Consider the following 23,028-nt stretch of genomic DNA (forward strand, 5'->3'; position numbering starts at 1 on the left):
CTACTGAATTCTTCTTTAAATTGTTCTGCTCCCTGCCATTAACAACCGCGAAGCCGAGTTTTTTCGTAATAAAGACGAAGTAACTGTGGCTCTTTTACAGGTTGAGGAAGTTTATGAACTTTTCCCACAGGATTAAGAATTTCTGACTCTGAAATCCCAAAAATTGTCAATACAGCTTGCTGCGGCATAGTGAGTAAACTTTTAGCCACTTGGAGCATACAGATGTCAGAATTATTAAAGGATTTTCGGCAGGTAATCATATCCTGAATTTGATGAATCAGTGCTAGCCCCGCAAACTGCATCACTCGCATAATAAAGTCACTGCGGTATTCTAAAATCATCGGGAAAGCATTTAGATAAGCCCTAATTAGGGCAATAATTGAAGGTTGTAAACTCTCCAACGGTGTCAATGCCAGATGTAGAGATTCTTCTAACTCAATGGTGGGATCTACTACGAGACTCTTGAGCCAAATTCCTAAATAGCTTGCTAGTAAAGTACCTAAATCAAAAGCTGGATCTCCCCAAGAACAAGCATCCCAATTAATTAGTCTTACTAGGCAATTGTCTAGTTTCTCCCATCTGGAATGAACCAAAATGTTGTTCAATTTCAGGTCGTTGTGAGTCAAGCAGCAAGGATTCCAGTCGTATGCCAAATCTGCGATCGCAGATTCTAAACTCTCAGACTGCTGGTATAGTAGATAAAATTTCAGCGCATCCGTGGGAACCGTCCCAAAAATCTCCGGCCCAATCGACTCTACCCCTTGCGCCGGATTGTAAAAGCCATAGCGAAACTCTCCTTGGGGAGCAGTTGCCATAAAATCCTTATATTCTCGGCGGTTATAAGTTGCGCGATGGAGTCCCGCTAAAGTAGTGCCGATCGCAGTGGCAATTTCTTGTGGAAAAATATCATTGTTGTGGTAGAATGTCGCCAGATCCAGATAATCACCTAAGTAGTTGCGGACGAGGATAGAATTTTCTTCGTCAAAATGGACTACCAATGGTGCGATCGCGGAAATATTGCCGAGAACTGGAAACTGCTGGAGCAACTGATGAAATAGCCACTCCTGAAACAATTCATGAGGCGCGGCGTCTTTGTTGTTAACGTTACGTTCTTGTTTAATGAGCAGTTGACGATTATCTGCTAGAGTCACTAGTAACTCGAAATTGTTCTTACTACTTCCTGGCAACTCAGATTTATCTGATGCGTCATCTTCTGAGCTACACAGCCCCGCTTCTTGCAGATACTGGATAACGTTATGAGAAGACAGTGATAATACCATGTATTATTTCCTACTTCATTAAATTACTTAAACTTGTACTTAGCAGTTGTCGGTAGATAGTGAATAACAATAGAGATTTGTACAATCTACTAATATCCCATATTTGGGAGAAAAACCTGCCAAAATGGCACCAAGTCTTTTACAATTGCTTTAGAATCCTCTCCTAGATACCGTGGCATCTTTACACTTGATCAGCATAGTTACTTAGATACATCTAGAGCAAGTTTTGTGGTATGGCCTTTTGATAAGAGGCAGGGGGCAGATGTTGTTTGATGTTCAGTAGTCATCCTGAAAGCAGCGAAGAATTTCAGTAATCCTTCGTGGTAGGGAGCATGGCATTCAACGCTATTATTTTTATTTATCACCCCAAAGCAAAATAAACCGGAATTTTTAAGCAATTAGTAATTATTTTTTTCTTTAATTTTCAGAACTGATGTCTGGAAACCTTGTTATTACGTCATTTGTCTTACTTACGTATTGTAAATGGCTATAGGCGATCGCAGATAACGGCTACATGAGTGCATCTTATGGAAGTGTACTTTTGTCAAGGGTGATAAGACCTCTAAGAAAGGTTTTACTATGTAAAACCGTCCCTCTCCGAGTCGGAGAGGGAAAGAAAGCAATATCTATGATTTGAATCAGGCTGATAATGAAGTTTGGTAGGCATATTGTCTACCAAAGTAAATCCAACTAAGGGTTTTGTAATTTCAATCAGCAGAATTAGCTAAAACAGCACTTAGTTGATATTGTGAAATCGGTTGTTTTGTAATCAAAGCATAAATAACATCTGGGTCTAAGTCGGCTCCCGATTCCCATTGAATTGTTCCGTATTCAGGGTTGACGCACACTGTAGCAAAGTATTCTTTATCTTGCAGAGGCGCAAATACACCTGTAAATTTAACGATTTTACTAATATCAATTACTCCTTCAACGTCATCTTCAAAACGGATGTGAAGCTGATAGTTTTCTCTTGGTTCAACTGCAATGATATCTTTGAGCATGATTTACTCTAATGGGGAGATTTTCTGTAAGGTTTGATTGTCTCTAGCGAGTTCCCAGTTTTCCATCAGTTCACCTTGATGCAAAGTTGCCCATTCTGTTACCAGTTTAAAGAGTCTGGCAGTCAGTTCTCCTTCTAAAATTTCTAAGGTTTGGATGCTGACTATGGCTTTTTGTTTATTGTAGCGAACGTGAAAGTGTGGCGGTGGATGGTCGTTATAGTACATCGTGATGATAATTCCAAAAAAGCGGCTAATTTCTGGCATTCTTTCATTCCCTGGTTTCGATGTCGTATAAATTGCAGAGGGTGAGGAGTTTTTGTTTGAGGCGATCGCGCACATTCTCTGGTAATATCACTACACAATCTGGCGCATATTGCATCACTTCGCGGCTAAACCAAAATGTACTAGATACTCGCCTAACAACTCGCCGAACTCGTGGTTTATCTGGTAGCCATTCATTAATATTGTCTTCTTGTTTACCTTGATAGGCAAAAGCCAAACCAGCAAATAGATGCATTTCCACTTCTATCTCAGCCAAATTGGTATGCCACTCACCAGAAATTGGCATAATAGCAGCTTCTGTAATCCTGTCTAATCGTAAACTCCAGTTGTGAACCAGTTCTGGGACATCAAAATTTCCTTCTGTCTCTTCGCACCAGCAATCAAGATATACCCGCTTTTCGTGGGGTGTAATTTTGGCATAGCGAACGGTAAAATTAAACACACGCTCTGCTGCATCTTGATAGGAAAGCTGAAAAGGTTGTTCGCGCAAGATGTAACGGTCTATTTCTAAGCGCCAAGGTGGGGGCAAATTCTCTAAGAAACGTTCGATTTCGCCTCGCAACGGTAATGATAATTCGCTGCGTTCGAGAAGTAAGTTTGCAATGATTTGGGCTTGTTCAATTTGCCCGATGTCTGTCAACGCATTGATACATCTATGTAATGCCCTGATGCGTGGTTCTTTCCAATCGTTATTGTTACCGATGAGTAACTTACGTTGAGCGATCGCTTCTATCAGTTTAGAGATATTTGGGCGATCGCCCCACATCATACCGAATTCTAAAGCGATCGCTTCTAGCTCGGCTTTATCATATTCTGATATCGACAGTGTAATAGATTGACCTTTTCGACTCATTAAAAATGTCCGTATACTTTGTACATATTTTCTCTTGTCAACTTCTATTTTGCGTGTCAATATAGTTTTTAACAACCAGTTACGGACACTATTTAAGTGTATGTCCGAAAATTACAGAATTACTCTCAAGCCTGTTTACTCGCAAACCGTCCCAACACCTGACGGGGTTAAATTACCTAAAGATTGGTTGCTTTCTTGGCATCAAGCCGCAACTTTAGAAGCGTTGCGCGATCGAAATATTGATGTCGTGTTCAACACTGCGATGACTGGCGATGGTAAAAGTCTAGCGGCTTACCTAGAAGTTCTTCAGGGTGAATTTTCTGCGATCGGGCTTTACCCAACCAATGAACTCGCCCGCGATCAAGAAACGCAGATTAGAGGATATGTTGATAAATTCCAGCCGGAAAATCAGCCGCGTGTAGTGCGACTCAGTGGGGCTGATTTAGAGATTTATGCTGAAAATGAAGGATTGAAAAAAGGGGCTGCGATCGCAACTCTGACTAACCAGAGAGAAGCATTATTAACTAACCCTGATATTTTTCACTACCTGCATAGAGGTGCTTATATAATTCGCGGCGATAGTCCAGATAAGCTATGGGGCAGAATTGATAAAGATTTTGACTTATTCATTTTTGATGAATTTCATGTTTTTGCTGCTCCCCAAATTGCTAGTGTGATTAACACAATGTTGTTAATTCGCTGTACAAATCGCCGCAAGAAATTTCTGTTTCTCTCAGCCACACCAGATACAAACTTAATTGGGCGATTAGAAAAAGCAGGATTTCGTTGTAAAGAAATTGATCCTCTAAAACAAAATAAATATCAGTTTCCCGATACACCGGAAGAAGGGCAGCAACTGCAAACACAGGGCTGGCGGGAGGTAGCACGGACAATGACGCTGAATTTTATTCCTTTGGAACCATCGTTTAAAGCTTCGGAAACCTGGCTAAAAGAAAATAGTGATTTGATTTTGGCTCAGTTTCAGCAGAATCCAGGAAGTAAAAGCGCAATCATCCTCAACTCAATTGCAGCAGTCAAACGCCTCACTCAATTTTTTCGGGAAATATTACAGCCTTATGGATTGAAAGTTGGAGAGAATACAGGGCTATCGGGAAAAGGAGAAAAGGAGCGAAGTCTTGCTGCTGACTTGGTTATTGGTACTAGCACAATTGATGTTGGAGTTGATTTTAAAATAAATTTTATAATTTTTGAATCATCCGATGCAGGTAACTTTATCCAACGTTTAGGACGCTTAGGAAGGCATGACGAATATGAAAAAGATGGTCAGATAGTTAAGTTTAAGAATTTTACAGCTTTTTCTCTAGTTCCTAACTTTTTGGTAGAGCGATTGTTTAAGGGTGATACTCCACCATTAGAAGTGAATAGTATTTGCGATCGCCCCTTTTTTCACAATACAATTACTGAGAATTATCGACAAATCAACGATTTTCGTGGTTATTATCGTCGTTGGGGGGCTGTGCAATCATTTCGGCTGTTTTATCAGTTGAGCGATCGCACAATTAAACAACAGTATGCCCAAAGCCGAGACAAGTTTCAAGAAGCCTGTGAACAATTATTTGAAACTAGTCTGAAGTCACAAGCTGTACGTATTCAAGGATGGGCGAAAGATTGGCAAGCACTTTCTGGTAAATCAGGAAATCCGATTGCTGAGGATGCTGCTAGTTTTCGAGGTTCAAGTCCTTTGCAATGTGGTTTATACGACTTAACGGAAGAAAACGAGGCAGATAGGTTTAAAACCTACGATTTACCGGGTATTTTGGGCAATTTAGAAATTGAAATGTGGACGGAAGCGGCATTTATACGGACACTCAAAGAAACCGCAGAACGCACCGGACAACCCATTGCCAAAGGTAGATTTGCTCATTGTCTAGCATTTATGAAGTTGCGTTCTTACCGAGAGGAACGGCTGAACTGGAAGTTTACCTATTCTGAAAACTTGCAATCAATTGCTGACGCTTGGAAAGTTCAGGTTTTGACAGGTGTGGAAATTTGGCAACCTGACAACTATTGGGTTGGGGAAATTAACAAACGCCTAAAAAAGGAAGGTTTGGTTTGTTACGTGATTCGCCGTCCTCTTGCTGAAGTGCGGATGCGGCTAAGACTACCGATGAATTTTCAGATTTATGGCATCAGCGATCAGTATAGCTTTCATGATGCTACTGCACCCTATGCGATCGCTTTTGGTCACTCTGCACTGCTGCTGGATACGCTTGCTTACACGTTTAAAAGCAAAGGAGATGAGATATGGATTGCTTGAAGTTTCAATCCCTGATAGGGATTTTAGTTAATTTAGTAGGAAGTTTAGAGAAACGAACACCATTAGGCTCACAGTGAATTGTTTCAATCCCTGATAGGGATTTAATCTCATAATTTCATAATGTATTGTGAGATTTCCTCTAACTTTACCTACCCATATCATAATAAATCGTAATAGCAAGGATTACAAGAACTATGTTTTTTCATCCCTTATACTTTAAAAGAGGAAAGCTTTACAGCTATCTGAGAAACGAGCGCGAGTAGGAACACAGATATGTAATCCTCGCCCTTCTTCATTTATGAAATGAACGGCTTGGTGTAAGTCTATCTGGGGGGGTTAAACCCCACCTATCGTCTTTAGGTAAGAGCTAGCTGTGGGGCTTTCCACCCTCTAAATAGACAAAAGGAGAATTAAATATGCCAAAGCCACGCGGTTCTAAATCTCAAGAGCCGTTACAATTGTTCATTCCGTATTCCTGGAAGCCATACCTAGACAACAAGAAAAAAGTCCGTGGTAAAAATAGGAAAATCTTTGAGCAGTTACAGGCAGTTGTTAGCCAACTACAAGTAGCGCTTGAAAAAGATGAGTTCGAGTCATTTGAAGTCAAAGAAGCAACTCGTGATTTCTTAATACTCGTTCAGGGAAATAAGAAATAGATAGAAATTATCTATAAACTCTGAAGTTTTTCAAATAAGGCTCTACAGGGGTAGTTTCACTACACTTGAGCCTGTAGAGCTTTTTTGTCAAAAAATAGAAACAGATTTGTAGGGTGAGCCAGTGATAGCGTAACGCTTTAACAAGTTGAACCTTCTCCGTTATGAGTAACCCCATTTCAGACGATTACAGACATCTACTAATGGAAATAAAACAGCGTATTCGTTCAGCCCAGTACGAAGCACTAAAAGCAGTTAATCGGGAAATGATTAACCTCTATTGGGACATTGGACAGATAATTGTTACTCAACAGCAGGGCGCTAGTTGGGGAAAATCCGTAGTAGAACAGTTAGCAAAAGACTTACAAGCAGAGTTTCCAGGAATTAGCGGATTTTCTGCCCGTAACATTTGGAGAATGCGAGATTTTTATCTGACTTACCACTCTAAAGAAATTCTGCCACCATTGGTGGCAGAAATTGGATGGACTCACAATATAGTCATTTTAGAGAAGTGCAAAGATGACCTAGAACGGGAATTCTATATCAGAATGACTCGTAAATTTGGCTGGACAAAGAATGTTTTGATTCACCAAATTGAAAATCAAACCTATGAAAAGACTCTGTTGAATCAGACTAATTTTGATAAAACTGTTCCAGCAGAGATTCGTAACCAATTAAAACTAGCTGTCAAAGATGAATATACTTTTGATTTCTTAGAACTAGCAGATGAACACAGCGAACGACAGCTAGAACAGGCGATTTTGGCAAGAGTTGAACCATTCTTGCAAGAAATGGGTGGGCGGTTTACTTTTGTTGGCAGTCAGTATCGCTTAGAAGTTGGCGATAAAGAATTTTTTATTGACCTATTGCTGTATCATCGCCAATTAAAATGTCTAGTTGCGATTGAGTTAAAAACTGGAGAGTTTCTACCTGAGTATGTGGGAAAAATGCAATTTTATCTGGCGGCTTTAGATGATTTATCTCGATTCCCAGACGAAAATCTTTCAATCGGAATTATTCTTTGCAAATCCAAGGATAAAACTATTGTTGAGTATGCACTGAGAGAATCGAATAAACCAATTGGTATAGCAACTTATAAACTATTTTCCACATTGCCTCAAGAATTAAAAAATCAGCTTCCGGCTCCAGAGCAAGTTGCCAAGTTGCTAGAAGGCGTGGAGTAATAAAATGGAGTTTGAAAATGTCTAATGATGATTGGTTATCAGGTGATTTTGGTTTTGATGGTGATTCTTCAGACCGCACTATTGAAACTGAAGGCGAGTTACTAACACTAAAGCTATTACGAGAAGCAATTCAGGCTCAAAATCCAGATGATAAGGTAATGGCAGACTTTGGTGAGTATGTTTTACCAAATCTGTTGCGGATAGCAATTGGTGTAACGGCGAAAGGTGGTAAGTTTTTTGATGAAATTGACCAACAGCGAGAAGCAGAAGGTAAAACTAGAGTTAGACGAGATAACGCTGCTGATCAATCGCTGAATACTCACTTACTCAATGGATTATTCCCAGCCAATTTAATTGAGAAACGTTTAGAAAAACTTAATACCACAGTGCAGCGAGTGGTAAAAGAGCGAGAACGTAGATTAGTAATTGCTGGATTTATTTTACATGATTTTGAAAAGTTCCCTGATGTTCCTGAAAACTGCCGCAAGTTGCCGTTAGCAGAACATCGTGAAATTATTGATAAAAAAGTTCACCAGTTAGGACTAGATAACTTTATAAATCCAGAAAATACTGATGCTTATCGAGAATATCTAGATGATTTATTGTGCATGGCTTATAATGCTCAACGTCGCTGGGATACTAACTGGAATTTTTCTGAATTTGGGTTGAATCCTCTTCTCAAAGACCGCACGCTTCGCAGTCTATCTGATTTAACTTGTTTGGCTGATTCTCTCGCCTCAATTGTTAAACATCCCCAGGATGCAGAACATCCTCGACTCAAAGAAATCATCCACAGCCTCAGTGATGGACAGTTGAAATTTACCTATCACAGTATTGCTGAGAATCGTGGTGTTTTAACTAATGTGGTGAATAATGCTTTAATTCAGGCTCATACTAGTCTCAATACTGATGAGCATACCTACTATGAACCTTTATTATATCTGCCAACAGGCGTAATTTACTTGGCTTCGCGCAATGCTCCAGCTATCTCGCCTGAAGATTTACCAGATCGTGTAGTTAACAGTATTAAATCGCTTTGTGCAGGTCAATTACGCCTCAGACAAACAGGATTTGGTAGAGATGGCAAAGGTATGAAATATGCAGAATATTATAATTTATTTTTTGATGATATAGGCTTAATGAAAGTAGCTTTAGATGCTACATTACGCATCTTAAACCCTAACAAAGGCTCTGTCGCTAAAAGTCGCAGCGAAAATCTGAATAAGTTTCAGCAACAAAATGTTTTATCTGCTGGTTATGATTTCAAATTTGAAGACGATATCCGTATTGACCAAATAGCAGAATTTGGTGATTTAATTAGCAGGAAGATTTGGGAAGAGACAGTTAATCGCGTTGATTCTGCTCGTAAGAAAGATAAAAAGCTGCCAGCAATTCCCGATTTTGATTTGACTCACAAAGTTGCAGAATTTTGGAATTTAGCAGAATGCTTACCCCAAATTAGAGAAATTCAACGCATTAACGAAAGTCTCAAAGAAAATAAGTTAAAGGGAAATACCGGAGGAGTACCTTATGAATGGTATTATCTGGCGGCTAAATATTTAGAACATCATCCAGGAATTGAAGATGTCCGCGAAGCTTGTCAGCAAGTGATTAACTATTTGACAACCTTAATTTATCCTATAATTTCTCAGTATGAATTGCCTGATGGTTGGGATGATTTAAGGCTCTGGGTAAAACGAGTTGTGATGTTACCAGGCACTAATCAAGAGTCATCTGTTAAAACGCAAGTTGAAACATTTCTAAATGAGTTAGATAATTACAATGCTGCAAAAAAATCAGGACGAGGGAAACAATTAATCTGCTCAATTTCTCATTCTGCTTACACTGTTACTGAGCAAATGGAATCAGCAGTTTTATTTACGCCACAAGTTTATACAAACAAGCAAATGTTAGGAGGTTCTAACGCTAAACGCAATATCTCCAGTATTGCAGGTGTGGAGATGATGCTGAGGCAAATCTTGATGAATCAAACTCAAGCTGTAGGTAAGCGATTTGAAGATGGAAAATATCGCTATCTCTACTTTTATCCTACTTATTACTTTACTCCAGAAACTAACAAGTTTTTGCAGAAAGCATACAATGGTATTGCTCAAACTCGCTTTGATACGAGTGTTCGCAATCATTTTATCAGTAAAGATTTACAGGCAGACTTGGGGCGCGATCGCTACCAAAGTGTAGATAGTTTCTTAATAGATGAAAACCTCCAGCGTGACAAAGATCGCACCTTTAAGCTTTCCTATCCTGAAGACCAGCCTTTAACATTTTACTTCATGGCACTCCCCCCAGGAAGAGACAGCACTGATACAGAATCTTGGGTGATGCCAACTTGGTTAGCGTTTGCTTTCCCGATGATTTTAGATGTTAAAACTGTAGTTTCTGAGTCACCAATTCCACCTTTTAATGATGGGGCTGAATTTGAGGAAAGCGTTTTCCTTGATAGTGCGCCTCATGCTTTCCGTGCTTTAGTAAGGCGCGATCGCTTTCGTCTTGACTACATCCTCGAAGGCTGGAACGAAAACGGCATCCAATACCCAGCACCTTTAAATGTACTTACTGCCGCTTATGCCATTCATTTAGATGTGAATGCGCGACAGAGTAAGTCTGGTTACGATGCCAACTGGGGGAGATTTACAGAACTGGCTAAAGATTTTGAAACCAGTCCGTTGTACGTCTTTTCTTATCTCAATCGCTGGGTACGTAACCAGGGATCGGAAACAGCACGAATCGAGAAAATTAGGCTTTATGCTTATCATTTTTATCCTTGTTTTGACCCTTATGTGAAATATGACACTAATATGGAGCAATTAATTGTGGGAGCAGCATCAAGCCTGAATCATCCTAAGAAATTAACAGATTTATATCGCAGATTTTACCGAGCTAATAAGCGTTATAATCCTAAGTCTAATGCTGTGTTGAAACCAGTTGATATTGCGGCTGAAACTATACTCAAAGCTGAGTCAAGTGTGTTTCAGGGAGAAACATTAGTTGCGGCTGTTGCAGCAGAAGTTTTTAAACTCATGGATCGCGTTCATTCTTCTACTGCTGAAGGACGTTGGATTATGAGCAAACGAGAAGAAGAACGGCAAGCTGTTCTAGATTTTGCCAAGTATTTTGTAGTGGAGGTATTTGATAACGCATTTGCAGGCGATCGCGCTCGTTTGGCAGGCCGTCAACTCAATTTAATTCGAGATACTTGCGAATTTCTTTATCGTCTTGAAGATGATAAAGAAAATGCAAGTAAAAATGAAAAATCTGCGGAAATAGATAACGAGAATGATTAGGATTTTTCCTTAGCATTTTTGTTGGAAACGTAAACAATAAGTAAATAATTTTTTGGAGATAAATCATGGCAATTTTAAAAACTGTTGAATCAAAATTCTTTCAAACTGAGATTCCTTACAAACCAATGGGTAAATATGTTCATTTCTTGACTATTCGTATTACTGAATCTTATCCTCTATTTCAGACAGATGCAGAACTGAATAAAGCACGGGTAAGAGCAGGAGTTAAAGACAAAACCACAATTAGCCGTTTGTCAATGTTCAAGCGCAAACAGTCTACTCCAGAGCGTTTAGTCGGTCGGGAATTGCTGCGTAACTATGGCTTGATGACGGCTGAAGAATGCGAATACAATGTGAATTTTGCAATGGATAATCCTGATTGCATCATTTACGGATTTGCTATTGGTGACTCTGGCTCTGAAAAATCGAAAGTTGTAGTAGACACGGCATTTTCAATTACAGCTTTTGATGAATCACACGAAACATTTACCCTCAACGCTCCTTATGAAAATGGCACGATGGCTTCCAAGGGTGAAAATGGTTCTAAACCTGGTGAAGTTACCAGTCGAATTAATCAACAAGACCATATTAGACCGCAAGTTTTCTTTCCTAGTATTGTCACCTTGAAAGACCCCACTGAAGCTAGCTTCCTTTACGTTTTTAATAATATTTTGCGAACTCGTCATTATGGAGCGCAAACAACCCGTACAGGTCGCGTCAGAAATGAGTTAATTGGTGTTGTATTTGCGGATGGAGAAATCACCAGTAACCTGCGTTGGACTCAGACAATATATGACCAAATGAAATCTAATAATACTATAAATCCTCCCGACCCACTAGATGAAGATGATGTGATTACTGCTGCGAAAAATGCTATTGAGGCGTTAATGGCTGATGAATTCATTGTTCATACAGATTTCATTGGTGATGCTTTTGTATCCCTAATTAATGAAGTCAAAACTTTAACAGGAAGTGAGAAAGGAATTCAGGCAATTTTGCAAAAAGCTGATGCAGAAGCTAAAGATTATGCCAAAAAACATATCAGCAAGAAGAAAACTACTGCTAAAGCGGGGAAAGAGTAATGGTGTTTATTTACCATTGTCAAATAGAACTTCATGACAGTCTCTATTACGCAACTCGTGAAATCGGGCGATTGTATGAAACAGAGCCAATAATCCACAATTACGCTCTTTGTTATGCACTGGGTTTAGTTGATAGCCAAATCTACTCTACTACCGTTGCTGAAGAACATTCTTATCGCTATTTTTGCCCCGAACAAGTGCCAAAATATGAGGAGCATTTAACGCCACTCAATCAACAGGAAATTTATGTAACTCCGGCGCGATCGCTCAATCATTGTTCTATCCTCAACACCTGGAAGTATGCTAACAACAACTACCACGTTGAAATGGAAAAAACCCAAAAAAATATCCCCAGTTTTGGCAGAGCGAAAGAAATAGCCGCAGAAAGTCGATTTGAGTTTTTTGTCATTTCTCAAAAAGAACTCAAATTACCAAAGTGGATTCGCTTGGGTAAATGGATGAGTAAAGCTGAAGTGACGGTTGAACCATTACCAAAACCTAAAATTGCTGAAGGTATATTCACTTGTACACATCCATTAAATCCTTTAGATGTCATGTTCACCAATCAAGTGATTAGCTATGATGTTGTGAATATGCCTCCAGTTAGCTTAATTCAGAATGTCAAAATGCAAGGTCAATACTATCAATTTGATGGCATTCAAAACTTAAAAATTCCAGTTCGGATAGAATATCGGTTTCGGAGCTAATTACTTCCCAAAACCTTTACCACGGCTTTTATTTTTTCGAGGCTCTATCGTCATTAACTCGGCTTTAAAACCTCTGGAATCTTGCAACATTAACTTACGTATTCGCTCGCGTTGGTAAGTCTGCACTTCAGCAGATAGAGGATGATTAGGATCAATCTTTAGATGAGTAATAGAAGAAACATATTTTTCTTCACTTTCGGGATTATTTGGCTCTTTTAGTCCGCACATAATCCCGCCTTCATCTCCTGAATAGCCAACGAAATCAATTTCAAATTCTCTGTCTGGATCGGCGTTGACTCCTTTTTGCTTTAATGTCTTCAAAAACTCCTTCCCGGCTCGTGCTTTAATGGGTAAGTTCTCTTTAAGTTTTTCAGTTAGTGCCTTTGCTGCATTGTAATCATCAATTCTCATTGGTCTTTCTCCTTATGTAGTTTTTCTAACTTAAAAGAATACTACTATCATCACTCAACAGTCTTTTAGATACCACATTCAGCGATCGCTCCTCTATCCCCAGTGAAACACTATCAACAACAAACCAACGCCTTCCCCAGCGATTATCTAAACAACTTGTGGGGAGAAATCCAAGCTTGTCCTTACTTTGCTATCAACAACCTCAACCGCGATTTTGTCGCCACTAAAGGATTTTCTGTAGTATTTCAGCGTTCTGGATTAGCAAAAGTAGAACAGCAGTTTCCCTACTTCAAACCTTACCTCGATTTGGCTCTCCAGCCGAATTGTAATGCTTTTTACCTCAATCCTTTACAACTCAAAGAAGGCTCCCGCGTCGATCCGCATATCGATCGCTCCTTACGTTCCTACTCCAAAACCATTGAACCACCTGCGGTTGTCAGCGTTCTTTATGTGCGCGTACCGGCAGATATGGAAGGGGGAGAACTGGTATTGCGATCGCACAAGCGCCAACTTGGGCAAATTAAGCCCCAAATCAATACTTTAGTTTATTTTCAAGGTGATTTAACCCATTCGGTTAACGCTGTCAAAACCCCAGGAAATCGCCTGAGTCTTGTTTGTGAACAGTATAGTTTGAGTGAAACTGAACTCCAGGAAATCCCTGAGTTTACTGTAGAGTCAAGAATCACTCAGTCTACAACCAAAAAGAGAAAGTATGCCTCATAGTTTAGTGTTGAATTTGCTACCTCAATCGCCTATTCCACCACAATATCTTACAGGTAGACATCTCCACGCCTTATTTTTAACCCTCGTTAGTTCTGTAGATAGCACATTAGGCGATCGCTTGCACAATTCCAGCGCAGATAAAGCTTTCACCCTCTCTCCCTTACAAATTAATTCCCCTCTTTTGAAGGGTGGTAAGGGGGGATCTAAATTGCAATACTCACATCAACAACCCATTCCCGCCGGAACTCCTTGTTGGTGGCGCATCTCTTTATTAGATGACACTTTATTTGGTAAACTTACCCAACTTTGGCTAAATCTTAATCCCAATCGCCCTTGGCATCTTGGCCCGGCTGACTTGTATATTACCAGCATTCAAGGCACACCCCAATCTATTCAACCTTGGGCGAATGCGAGTACTTACGCTCAATTATACGAAGAAGCTAGCGATCGCAATTCTTCCATCAACCTTAGCTTTTCTACGCCTACCGCCTTTCGTCAAGGACAGTATGATACTACTCTTCCTACCAGAGAATCTGTGTTTAATTCCCTACTTTCGCGGTGGAATAAATATAGTGGCATAGAATTTTATCAGCTTGCGATCGAGTCAATATTTCCTTCATTTGTCAATATTCATACAGAAATATTAGCTGATTCTCGCAGCAAATTTATTGGCATTATTGGCGAAGTTACCTATAAGATTTTAGGAACAGTTGAACCAATACAAATTAAGCAGATTAATGCTTTAGCTGACTTTGCTTTGTATTGCGGTGTTGGGAGAAAAACAACTATGGGGATGGGTATGGCAAGGCGGCTGTATTCTCCATAATTTCAATAATCATTTAAAAACCACCTAAGTTATGAATCAAACTGAATATATTTCTATTGCGGCATTGAATCAATATGCCTATTGTCCGCATCGCTGTTGGCGAATGTTTTGTACAGGGGACTTTACCGATAATCAATACACAATTGAAGGTACAACTTTAATAGCTTACTTCGCACTCAGCGAGAACATCCTGATACTGACCTGAATAATAACATCACTCGATTGGAAAACGCGATCGCACCAATCGAAAAAACTAGCAGTATTGATTCCCTCAGAGGCTTAGAAGGTGCTGGTAGCGCAGCCTATTTCGGTTGCTTTCAACAGCTAATCAAAACCTCAGAATTTCGATTTGAAGCCAGACGCCGCCGCCCACCAACCGATCCAGTTAATGCTCTACTGAGTCTTGGGTATTCATTGCTACGTCATGATGTACAAAGTGCTTTAAATATTGTCGGCTTCGATCCTTATCTAGGATACTTACACGTCGAGCGTTATGGTAGACCTTCCCTAGCCTTAGACTTGATGGAAGAGTTTCGCCCTTTAATAGTGGATGCTGTAGTGTTGTCGCTGATTAACAAGCGATCGCTAACCCTAACTGACTTTACCACCGAACCGCTCAGTGGTGCCGTGACTTTAACCAAAGAAGGACTGCATACATTTCTTCGCGCCTACCAACAAAAGAAACTATCAAATTTCAAACATCCAGTGATGGGAAACAAATGTACCTACCAAGAATCCTTTGAAATTCACTCTAACAATTTATCGTGGACTTGAATCAGTTCTCTAAACAGTAACCTTGCTCCTTTGGCGGCAATCCGATTCCTGACAAGTTTTACGGGACGACCTGCCGCTTTTTCAGCGTCTAACTGCTCACCTAAAGTTTTACCAATATCATTTTTGAGACGCGATCGCTTCGGTTCAATGCGCGTAAAAATCCACTGCCACAGAGACTTACGGCATAAATCTGAACCGCCTACTACTTTAGCTTTACGGCTATCGCCGGAAGCTTCCAGAGATGGAGCAGCGCCGAGGGCTTTTTGAAATCTTCTCAATGAAAGGTGGCGTTTAGTAGGCTTTTTCGAGTTTCGCCCCTGGCGTATTCTCACTTCTGGTTTACCGTCCGCATCCAGGAACCCCTCAATTGGGTAAATCTGGGAAATGATGACAGACGAAAGGCGATCGCCAAATCCAAACAGTTTAAAGACTGTGCGGTAATGGTCAAACCGTGAATCAGCAAGTAATTCTTTCAATTCTCCCTCGATGACGTGTTCCTCACGCTGGAGGTCACAAATGCGCATTGCGTGTTCTTTAACTGTTTGCGTGATTCCTAAGCCGACAGTTTGCGAGTAAAGCCGGTCATAGCGTGTACTTTTGCGAATTCCCGCAAGCCAGCCCCAGAGCAAAGGCGCTTCACCAGATTCACCCCGCCGGGATTTTACTAGTGCAACTTCTGGAAACTGCCACGCCAAATCTTGACGCGCTCGATTTATAATCGGGGACTGAACGCGATTAAGGTGAGCAAGTCTCAAAACTAGTTCGCGGATTCTAACAATAGCGCGATCGCGAATTTGGACAAATCGGCGCGGGTCTTGTTGGTAATCGAAATAATAACAAGCCAGTGCTAGCGCATCGGCATCATCATCTTTATCTGGGAGTGCCAAGTGATTGGCTCGATAATTCCTTAGTTCTTTATGACCTACTAAGCGCACTTCAACCCCGCTTCGTGCTAGGTGAGTGCCCCAAAGCTTGCTGTAGTTGTTACCAGTTGGCTCTAGTAATGCAATATCCGCATTCAGCGCGAGTAAATCTTGAATACCCTTTGCATCGGCGCTCAATTTCAAAAATGGACATTCGTAATAAAATTGACGTGGGTCTTTGGGCTTATCCGTGAGCAGACAAACCGAAACCGAGGACTTGCTGACATCAAGTCCCAAAATTTTAATCATTCAGTTCCTCCTGGGTGGTTTCGTCTTGCCCTGATGCCATGCCTGCGAATCACCCGAAGGCCACAAAAGCCTAGTTCACTCTCAAGGCAAAACCAGAAGCGGTAACTTCTGGTGACATAGGGTGGGAACAGCACAATCACAGCAGCCGAGCTTAAGAATTTCAGAAAGCCATAAAAGCTTGATTCAAGCGAAAAGCCCTAAGCTGCTGTGTGTATGTGCTGTACGTCTGGATTGGACTCCAGTCCGCGACGCGATCACTACTTGATCGCGTTTCGCCGGCGAGTCAGTCCGGCTCATCAGGCTAATTTGGATAACGATGGAAATACGCCTCGTGCAATTCAAACCATTCTTTTTCTACTTCTTCGTCGTAGTCTGGATCATCTTTATCCTTACTCCAAACTGTTGAGCAACTCTCACATTTGTAAAAGCCAAAAGCAGGGTCATATTTAACTTGGTGAGAGCCACAATTAATGCAATTGGGTGTTTTTAAGTCAGTCATTTATGCTCCTATAACAGTTGTGTGATATTTTCAACTTGTACAGGTTTGAAGTGTTTGAATTGAAATTGCGATCGCACTCCTCCCGGCACTGCGATCGCAATTTCAGTCCCATTCGTTTTGTTTACCTTGTTGCAATATCTGCTGCAATCGCCGCTTGCCCTCCTCCCAGCGTCGCCCCCCCATTTTCAAAATTTGCTCAATCACATAAGTTTCCCCTTTGGCTTCCAGAAGTCCAATGACAGCCAAATAAAAGGCTTTATCGTTGGAAGTGGAAGCGGAAGTTTCACCGCTATGATCTGCACTTGGCTCCTTATATAAGTGTTCTAGGCTAGTGGTTAACTCCTCCCTGACTTCCTTGGGGTAAGTCGGTGCAGCGCCATAGATTTCATAAAGTGCCTGCTCTTGCTGTTGGCTGTGCAGTGCAATTTCTACCTGTTCTAGTTCTTGGTTCATGGCTGACAAGGCCGCACGTCGGGCATCTTGCGCTATCAGTCGGCGTGATTCGTCAACGAGTTGGACTGATGCCACCAGTGCCAAGCTGTAACTAATGCCTTTGGCAATTGGGGGAACTGGAGAAAGTGCAGCCAGCCAAAGAGCCGTTGCACTAGCTAACAAGCAATTAGTTTTTAACCACCGAGAAGCCACGAAAGCATTCCCCCCAAAATAATCGAAACTGCGATCGCAATCAGCAAGGCATAATAATCTGGTTCAGACAACTTGAGAAACTGTCTCACCGCATCATCGGTAAGCAGTGCAAGGACTAGCGCCACACCAGACATAATGTAGATAACCCACATCACCCGGAATAAAGCTGGATGTAACGCCCCTAGCCACGCCACAGAACTAGAGGCGATACACCCCAGAAGGAACCAAGCCCCCAGGTGTACCGCCTTTGCCATTAGTATTTTTCCTTGATTTTGGCTTTCAGTTCGTCAATGCGTTGCTGTGCTTTGTTTTCAGCGCGGTCTAAACCAAAGCCGAGCCTTGCGTATTCCGGTCTGAGTGTGTGTAAATGCCTTGCTGTGGATGCATCAGAACGTTTTTTAGTGAGTTCGCTATCTGCAACGCCCTTAATATAGCTACGATGAGCAGTGTGTACCTGTGCATCGGATTGTTCAAGGGTTTTCAGAGATTTGTAAGCACGTTTGGCTTGACGCGCTTCTTCTCTTTTTTTCCTTGACAACTGCTTGAGTGCATCAGCTTCAGCTTTGTTAAAATAGCGTGGTGTATGGCTTACTGGTGCTGTCCTCACAGTCTCCCAGGTTCCCGCGTTCATCGGGTTGATGACAGTCGGATCTGTGGGGGCTAACACCTGATTTTTATCAATCCCGTGTCCCCCACTAGAGAGGGATGATTCATTGCTGCCACTAGATTTTGACTTTGCAGCGCTGGTAATTCTGGCAAGAATTCCCATTAATTTACTCCTATTTGCAAACTTGACTTTTAACTTTTTCGAGTTGTTGACTTTGCGCTTTCATCTCGCGCAGTTGCACTTGATCCGCGCTTTGGTAAGTTGACATTGCACCCAGGCTTAATCCGGCAACTAGTGCAGCTGCAATGATGACTAAAAATGCAGCGAGGTTATTACCAGATGTGGTTATTGGTTCAGGATCGGGAACTGGGTAAAATTCGCCGGTGAATGGTACAACCTTACTAGTAAGCTGTTGTTTAGTCTGCTTCATCTGCTCCCTCCAGGAATCTCGGCTGATATGTGGGTAAGAGTAGATGCTCGGTTCCGGCGTTGAGTGCAGCGCGAACTGATAATTGCACTATTTGGCGTTGTTCAGGTGTGGGATTAAGCCGCATCTGTTTAATGCGTTGCAATGTTCGACCCGGCAACAATCGCCAATATTCGTTAGCAAGGCGCTGTGCATCCTCCTCTAACAGCGTTTCAAGTAAATCAGTTGCATCGGATTCTGAATCATTTTCTGCATCGTCATCCGTTGCAGTTTTCGTTGCACGTCGGCTGTTGAGCAGTTCAATCCCGGCCTCAGTCCAAAGTTTGACCCCATGTTCATCGCTGACAACGTGAATATCAAACTGGAATACTTCAGGATATCGGCGTAACCAACTGCGGATCGTGCTTTCTGGGATGTTGGTTAACTTGGCTGCCTCAGGAGTGGTGTACAGCTGCTGCATTCTGCCCCCAGTTGATTTGCTCAATCGGCTTGGACATTGGTAAAATCTCCTACATATTAAATACGACGCATTTTCTGGCGATCGCAATCCCTGGTAAGATACCGATCGCCTTTTTACTCTTCAGTCGGCACAGTCTTTTGAAATTCGCTGATTCCTCCTTCAAAATGTCTGGCAATCCCTGCTGTCACTTCATCGTCGGTCAGTTCATCAACTTGTTCTTCCTCTAGATCACCCCACGGACAGCAATCTTTAATCCAATTTCTCGCATCAAGTAATTGTTTTGGTGTTAGTTCCTCCATTGGTTAAAACTGTGGTTGTCATCTGGTTTTTTGGGTTGATAAGTGTGCAGACATCAAAATATCACCGCTCGGTAAACTCGTTACCGCGATCGCTTCTCTGGTGATAAAGGGTGTTTCCGCGCCGGGGCTTCATGCAATGGCGCGGGTGCTTGCTCCAGGTGCAACGCAAAGGGTTAGGCGTTGGGGGGCAAATTGCATAAGATTAAATTACCCATGTAATCTTGAATCATGCTAACATTGCATGGGTAAAGACTGCAACATATTACATGGGTAAAATAGGAATAGTTTACATGGGTAATATCGATGGGTCGGAAAACAACACACGGCTTGTATGGTCAGAACAAGAAAGACTTCACAGTTTCGCTAACGCCGGAAGGGGCAGAAATCCTGGACAGCAGAGCGAAAGCACTAGGAATCAGTCGCAGCGAGTTAATAGAGCGTATAGCGCGGACTCACTTAATGTCCCCATCGGAGAAACGAATCTTGGGGGAACAGTTAGCCAGCTGATCCAGGACTACCGCAGTCAGGTGGCTTCTAAACAATCTCTTATTGAGCAAACCCAAAATGAAATAAATTATCTTCAGTCGAGAATTGAGCAATTTGAAGAATTAGTAGGAAATCTCGAAAAACCAACTGAGGAACAAGAATAAAGCCGTCCTGCCTGTTATGAGGCAAGACGGCTTTATTCATTGCGATCGCGTTCACCACCTCTGGAGTGCGATCGTGGATTGTCTAAAAAAATCAAAAAGCCACCAGAGATTTAGCGATCATGGGTGGCTTTCCGAAAACAAACTAACAATATTATGCCAGAAAATTCACTTAAAAATGCACTTCCCTGGACTGAAGAACACGAAGCATTCTGCTACAAACATCATATTTGCCCCGCCGCTAAATCACTTTGGCAATGGCTAATGAGGCAGGGTGTAATCGCCGAAGAAGTCGAGCCAGATTTATCAGAATTTAATGCCACAGTAGCAAAAGCAAGAGGTAAAGGATACTCACATAATTACCTCAAAAAGATTTTTGAGCAGCTAGTAGAACACAGAGTTGTCCAAGTTGTCAAGCAGTACAGTTGGAAGATATTTAAGTTACTTGTAAGACCCCTCGAATGGTTGAAGCCACCGAGAAAGAAGCGAGAAAAAAACTTACAAAACCATAATTTAAGTTACAAATCAGACCCCTCAAATGATAAGTCTGGCGTTCCGGGTGATATACAGCAGCAGCATTCTAATTCTGATCTTAATCTAGAGACTCTCAAGGAAGCGGGTATACATTATGACTCTTCAGAAAAAGAAGTTCTAGAACGTCCAACTAATGAGATTAAATTGGCACTTTTAATGTTTAATCTCCGTGGTGGTTTTGAAAAAATAGAGAATCCTGAAGGTTTTATACGTAATTGTTTGCGTGGACGATGGTGGGAGTTCCCGCGTAACTATAATCGTTTACTTTCCATGTTTGGGAACTCTACAGAATGGGATGAATTATTCCCCTCTGGTTAGTTTCTATGTATAAAAAAAACGGACGCTGTAACGTCCGCAAATTCTATTAATCCACAAACATTATGAAACATAATTCCGATCTGACTGGACAGTTAGCATTATTTGCAATTGCTCCAACATTTGAAACAAGAACTATCGTTCATGATCCTTACTGGGATGAAATAATTGCGCCCCAACAATTAGAAGATATTCCTGGGATGCCTGACATTGGGAAAGAGATACTTGTTGGGGCGCAAGTTACTTCAATCACAGTAAAACCGCGTGTTGGTGGGAAGGTTACATTAGATACTGAAAAATCTGCGCCCCAACACGATACCCACTGGATAGAGAAATACTGGGTTGAACGGTCTGGTAATAAATATTGGTATTACCGCTATTGCTGGATGGTAGGCAGGAAAAAAAACCGCCTTTACCTGGGTAGTGTCAGCAGCATCATCGCCAAGCGGAAAAAGGCAGATATCGAGGTTTGGATCTGGGATGGTAAATTACCATTTGAGATAAAGGACTTGATTCAAGGCTGGAAATATGAGCCGTCCACCATGCCCAAGATGCCACCAGGAAATACGAATTTTTAAAAACGGTAGTTATAAATTGTCAGATAACAGGCTAGTCCAAAGATGGTTTTGTCAGCAATGCCGTAAAGGTTTCACTCCTGCAACAGTTCTGGCCCCAATGACCAATGACCAATGAAAAATGCGATCGCGCCAAAAACTGCGATCGCACAATCAAATCCAATTGAGTATTATCAGGCGAAAGATCAGCCTATCCTTGCATAGTGCGATTTGTCACAGATCGGGGTAAATTTGGTCAACCTCATCCCATGCCTGACTAGCTAGATTCTCCAATGCCATAGCTAAATATAGGGGATGGTCATATTCCCCCCGTTGCAAGCGCTCGAAGAAGATTTCAATTTGCAGGAATAGGATTTTGGCGTTCATAGAGCGTTGATAGCTCCCTTGACGCGATCGCTGTCAATTTCCACATACCGCTCCAAGGATTTAAAATCTTGATGTCCGGTAATCTGCTTAATTGTGTACAAATCCGTTCCGTTGCGGTGCAGCTTAGTTATGAAAGTCCTCCGGGTGCTGTGGGTGCTGATACCCTTAACCACTAACCCGGCTCTATCAACAGCTTTACGTAAAATCGCATCAGCCCAACGGCTAGTAATTGGTTCATCCCCTTCACGGTTAGGGAACAGCCACAGAGAATTAGTAAGAGCAATGTAACTCAACAGTGATTCAGCCAATATTGGATGCACAGGTACTTGGCGAGTTTTGCGCTTACCATCAGGTGTAGCTTTGCGAGTTCTGGCCCGAAAATTGATATATTCGCGGGGGCTACCGTCTGGATTGTAAACATCTTCAACTTGCAGCTTGACCAAAGCGCCCCATCTTTCCCCGGTGTACCACGCCAGGTCTAAAAGTAGTTTATATTTTTGGCTTTTTATCTGGTTACGGATCTTAGAATATTCCGTGTTAGATAAAATAGCCGCTTGACCATTGCGGTTATTTTTCATTCTCTTTCAATGTATTGATGTTCTGGTTTAACCAGTTGCAATGGTTAAACCAGAACATTTTTAATTTGGACTATTAGTAAAAACTGGGTCAATCCTATTCGCAGCAACAGTTACACTGCATCAGTGATTGTTCTGCATTTACATAAAACTGGAATATTTACGATTTTTTTAATAAGCCATACAACGGATTTATTACTCATCAAAAATTCGTTGTATGGCAGAACCAACCTTAATTCAAGTTTTCGGGGCGGGTGCGACTCAAAATGCTACGACACTGACGATTAGCAAGACTGATTTAGCGACCACAGGATTAACAGCATCTACCACAAACACAGCCGAAAGTTTGATTGCAGCAATTACTTTACTTGCTGCTAATTACTTAAACGATACGAACCAGACAACAAATGCAGATATTCAAGTTACCATTGTTGATTCTGGATTCCCGCAAATCGTAACACGCAATAATCAGCAATACAGACAGACAACTTACAACGTTAATTTTCAAAAAGTAGATAACACTTCAACCTTAGACCCAGACGATTTTTAAT

At 41.4% G+C, this 23,028-nt stretch carries 28 protein-coding genes and 2 pseudogenes; 15 read left to right on the forward strand and 15 right to left on the reverse strand.

Annotated features, from left to right (window positions below):
• Positions 1–38: 38 nt before the first annotated feature.
• The 4 genes from D1367_RS12150 to D1367_RS12165 all read right to left on the reverse strand — a co-directional run bounded on the left by D1367_RS12150 (position 39) and on the right by D1367_RS12165 (position 3,416).
• Complete coding sequence (locus D1367_RS12150) at positions 39–1,280, reverse strand: aminoglycoside phosphotransferase family protein (protein ID WP_118166683.1); 1,242 nt, start codon at positions 1,278–1,280, stop codon at positions 39–41.
• 707 nt (positions 1,281–1,987) lie between these two features.
• Positions 1,988–2,281 (reverse strand): DUF2442 domain-containing protein, encoded by a 294-nt coding sequence (locus D1367_RS12155; protein WP_118166684.1) that lies wholly within the window; start codon positions 2,279–2,281, stop codon positions 1,988–1,990.
• Between the two features lie 3 nt (positions 2,282–2,284).
• Entirely contained in the window at positions 2,285–2,545 is a 261-nt protein-coding gene (locus tag D1367_RS12160; protein WP_118166685.1) for a DUF4160 domain-containing protein, read from the reverse strand.
• A 4-nt stretch (positions 2,546–2,549) separates the two neighbouring features.
• A complete protein-coding gene (locus D1367_RS12165; protein ID WP_118166686.1) occupies positions 2,550–3,416 on the reverse strand; it encodes a WCX domain-containing protein in 867 nt (288 codons plus the stop codon).
• Positions 3,417–3,516: 100 nt separating this feature from the next.
• Between D1367_RS12165 and cas3 the strand changes: the two genes are divergently transcribed.
• From cas3 to cas5d, 6 genes are all read left to right on the forward strand, one after another.
• Positions 3,517–5,694 carry a type I-D CRISPR-associated helicase Cas3' gene (cas3, locus tag D1367_RS12170; protein ID WP_118166687.1) on the forward strand — a complete coding sequence of 726 codons (2,178 nt, stop codon included), beginning with the start codon at positions 3,517–3,519 and terminating at the stop codon, positions 5,692–5,694.
• 416 nt (positions 5,695–6,110) lie between these two features.
• The gene (locus D1367_RS12175; RefSeq protein WP_118166688.1) at positions 6,111–6,350 is read left to right on the forward strand and encodes a hypothetical protein; all 240 of its coding nucleotides are present in this window, start codon (positions 6,111–6,113) and stop codon (positions 6,348–6,350) included.
• A gap of 161 nt (positions 6,351–6,511) precedes the next feature.
• Positions 6,512–7,531, forward strand: a complete 1,020-nt coding sequence (locus D1367_RS12180; protein WP_118166689.1) for a PDDEXK nuclease domain-containing protein — start codon at positions 6,512–6,514, stop codon at positions 7,529–7,531.
• Between the two features lie 17 nt (positions 7,532–7,548).
• Positions 7,549–10,833: a type I-D CRISPR-associated protein Cas10d/Csc3 gene (gene cas10d / locus D1367_RS12185; protein ID WP_118166690.1), complete on the forward strand. Its 3,285-nt coding sequence runs from the start codon at positions 7,549–7,551 to the stop codon at positions 10,831–10,833.
• A gap of 65 nt (positions 10,834–10,898) precedes the next feature.
• Positions 10,899–11,915, forward strand: a complete 1,017-nt coding sequence (cas7d, locus tag D1367_RS12190; protein ID WP_118166691.1) for a type I-D CRISPR-associated protein Cas7/Csc2 — start codon at positions 10,899–10,901, stop codon at positions 11,913–11,915.
• Complete coding sequence (cas5d, locus tag D1367_RS12195) at positions 11,915–12,622, forward strand: type I-D CRISPR-associated protein Cas5/Csc1 (protein WP_118166692.1); 708 nt, start codon at positions 11,915–11,917, stop codon at positions 12,620–12,622. The genes cas7d and cas5d overlap by 1 nt, the downstream gene beginning before the upstream one ends.
• Here the strand turns inward: cas5d and D1367_RS12200 are convergent, their stop codons facing one another.
• On the reverse strand, positions 12,623–13,033 hold the full coding sequence (locus D1367_RS12200; protein WP_118166693.1) for a hypothetical protein: 411 nt from the start codon (positions 13,031–13,033) through the stop codon (positions 12,623–12,625).
• Between the two features lie 102 nt (positions 13,034–13,135).
• On the opposite strand from D1367_RS12200, the gene D1367_RS12205 reads away from it, so the two are divergent.
• The 4 genes and pseudogenes from D1367_RS12205 to cas1 form a co-directional block, all read left to right on the forward strand.
• Positions 13,136–13,756: a 2OG-Fe(II) oxygenase gene (locus tag D1367_RS12205; RefSeq protein ID WP_118166694.1), complete on the forward strand. Its 621-nt coding sequence runs from the start codon at positions 13,136–13,138 to the stop codon at positions 13,754–13,756.
• Positions 13,746–14,582, forward strand: a complete 837-nt coding sequence (gene cas6 / locus D1367_RS12210; RefSeq protein ID WP_118166695.1) for a CRISPR-associated endoribonuclease Cas6 — start codon at positions 13,746–13,748, stop codon at positions 14,580–14,582. Before D1367_RS12205 ends, cas6 begins: the two co-directional genes overlap by 11 nt.
• 31 nt (positions 14,583–14,613) lie before the next feature.
• Positions 14,614–14,742, forward strand: a pseudogene (locus D1367_RS12215) (CRISPR-associated protein Cas4); the annotation flags it as partial.
• Positions 14,742–15,356, forward strand: a pseudogene (cas1, locus tag D1367_RS12220) (CRISPR-associated endonuclease Cas1); the annotation flags it as partial. The pseudogenes D1367_RS12215 and cas1, both read left to right, overlap by 1 nt.
• On the opposite strand, the gene D1367_RS12225 reads toward cas1, so the two are convergent.
• The 8 genes from D1367_RS12225 to D1367_RS12260 form a co-directional block, all read right to left on the reverse strand.
• The gene (locus D1367_RS12225; RefSeq protein ID WP_118166696.1) at positions 15,329–16,528 is read right to left on the reverse strand and encodes an IS110 family transposase; all 1,200 of its coding nucleotides are present in this window, start codon (positions 16,526–16,528) and stop codon (positions 15,329–15,331) included. The pseudogene cas1 and the gene D1367_RS12225 overlap by 28 nt on opposite strands.
• Positions 16,529–16,829: 301 nt before the next feature.
• A complete protein-coding gene (locus D1367_RS12230) occupies positions 16,830–17,027 on the reverse strand; it encodes a TFIIB-type zinc ribbon-containing protein (protein WP_118166697.1) in 198 nt (65 codons plus the stop codon).
• Positions 17,028–17,129: 102 nt separating this feature from the next.
• Positions 17,130–17,672 (reverse strand): hypothetical protein, encoded by a 543-nt coding sequence (locus tag D1367_RS12235; protein WP_118166698.1) that lies wholly within the window; start codon positions 17,670–17,672, stop codon positions 17,130–17,132.
• Positions 17,654–17,926, reverse strand: a complete 273-nt coding sequence (locus D1367_RS12240; protein WP_118166699.1) for a hypothetical protein — start codon at positions 17,924–17,926, stop codon at positions 17,654–17,656. Before D1367_RS12240 ends, D1367_RS12235 begins: the two co-directional genes overlap by 19 nt.
• The gene (locus tag D1367_RS12245; RefSeq protein WP_118166700.1) at positions 17,926–18,441 is read right to left on the reverse strand and encodes a hypothetical protein; all 516 of its coding nucleotides are present in this window, start codon (positions 18,439–18,441) and stop codon (positions 17,926–17,928) included. Before D1367_RS12245 ends, D1367_RS12240 begins: the two co-directional genes overlap by 1 nt.
• Before the next feature lie 10 nt (positions 18,442–18,451).
• The gene (locus D1367_RS12250; RefSeq protein WP_118166701.1) at positions 18,452–18,709 is read right to left on the reverse strand and encodes a hypothetical protein; all 258 of its coding nucleotides are present in this window, start codon (positions 18,707–18,709) and stop codon (positions 18,452–18,454) included.
• Positions 18,696–19,166, reverse strand: coding sequence for a MerR family transcriptional regulator (locus D1367_RS12255; protein WP_118166702.1), 471 nt, complete (start codon positions 19,164–19,166; stop codon positions 18,696–18,698). The genes D1367_RS12250 and D1367_RS12255 overlap by 14 nt, the downstream gene beginning before the upstream one ends.
• Before the next feature lie 113 nt (positions 19,167–19,279).
• The gene (locus D1367_RS12260; protein WP_118166703.1) at positions 19,280–19,465 is read right to left on the reverse strand and encodes a peptide ABC transporter substrate-binding protein; all 186 of its coding nucleotides are present in this window, start codon (positions 19,463–19,465) and stop codon (positions 19,280–19,282) included.
• A gap of 303 nt (positions 19,466–19,768) precedes the next feature.
• Here D1367_RS12260 and D1367_RS33300 point away from each other — a divergent pair, with 303 nt between their 5' ends.
• The 4 genes from D1367_RS33300 to D1367_RS12275 all read left to right on the forward strand — a co-directional run bounded on the left by D1367_RS33300 (position 19,769) and on the right by D1367_RS12275 (position 21,539).
• On the forward strand, positions 19,769–19,972 hold the full coding sequence (locus tag D1367_RS33300) for a ribbon-helix-helix domain-containing protein (RefSeq protein ID WP_118166704.1): 204 nt from the start codon (positions 19,769–19,771) through the stop codon (positions 19,970–19,972).
• 20 nt (positions 19,973–19,992) lie between these two features.
• Entirely contained in the window at positions 19,993–20,115 is a 123-nt protein-coding gene (locus tag D1367_RS33305) for a hypothetical protein (protein WP_410477528.1), read from the forward strand.
• A gap of 153 nt (positions 20,116–20,268) precedes the next feature.
• A complete protein-coding gene (locus D1367_RS12270) occupies positions 20,269–20,964 on the forward strand; it encodes a hypothetical protein (protein ID WP_118166705.1) in 696 nt (231 codons plus the stop codon).
• Between the two features lie 62 nt (positions 20,965–21,026).
• The gene (locus D1367_RS12275; RefSeq protein ID WP_118166706.1) at positions 21,027–21,539 is read left to right on the forward strand and encodes an Arm DNA-binding domain-containing protein; all 513 of its coding nucleotides are present in this window, start codon (positions 21,027–21,029) and stop codon (positions 21,537–21,539) included.
• A gap of 210 nt (positions 21,540–21,749) precedes the next feature.
• Here D1367_RS12275 and D1367_RS30760 read toward each other — a convergent pair whose 3' ends face one another.
• Positions 21,750–21,902, reverse strand: coding sequence for a hypothetical protein (locus D1367_RS30760; RefSeq protein ID WP_181985001.1), 153 nt, complete (start codon positions 21,900–21,902; stop codon positions 21,750–21,752).
• Positions 21,899–22,480, reverse strand: coding sequence for a tyrosine-type recombinase/integrase (locus D1367_RS12280; protein WP_118166707.1), 582 nt, complete (start codon positions 22,478–22,480; stop codon positions 21,899–21,901). Before D1367_RS12280 ends, D1367_RS30760 begins: the two co-directional genes overlap by 4 nt.
• Before the next feature lie 214 nt (positions 22,481–22,694).
• Here D1367_RS12280 and D1367_RS12285 point away from each other — a divergent pair, with 214 nt between their 5' ends.
• A complete protein-coding gene (locus tag D1367_RS12285) occupies positions 22,695–23,027 on the forward strand; it encodes a hypothetical protein (protein WP_118166708.1) in 333 nt (110 codons plus the stop codon).
• Position 23,028: the final 1 nt, after the last annotated feature.

This window comes from Nostoc sphaeroides, assembly GCF_003443655.1.
GTDB classification, from domain to species: domain Bacteria; phylum Cyanobacteriota; class Cyanobacteriia; order Cyanobacteriales; family Nostocaceae; genus Nostoc; species Nostoc sphaeroides.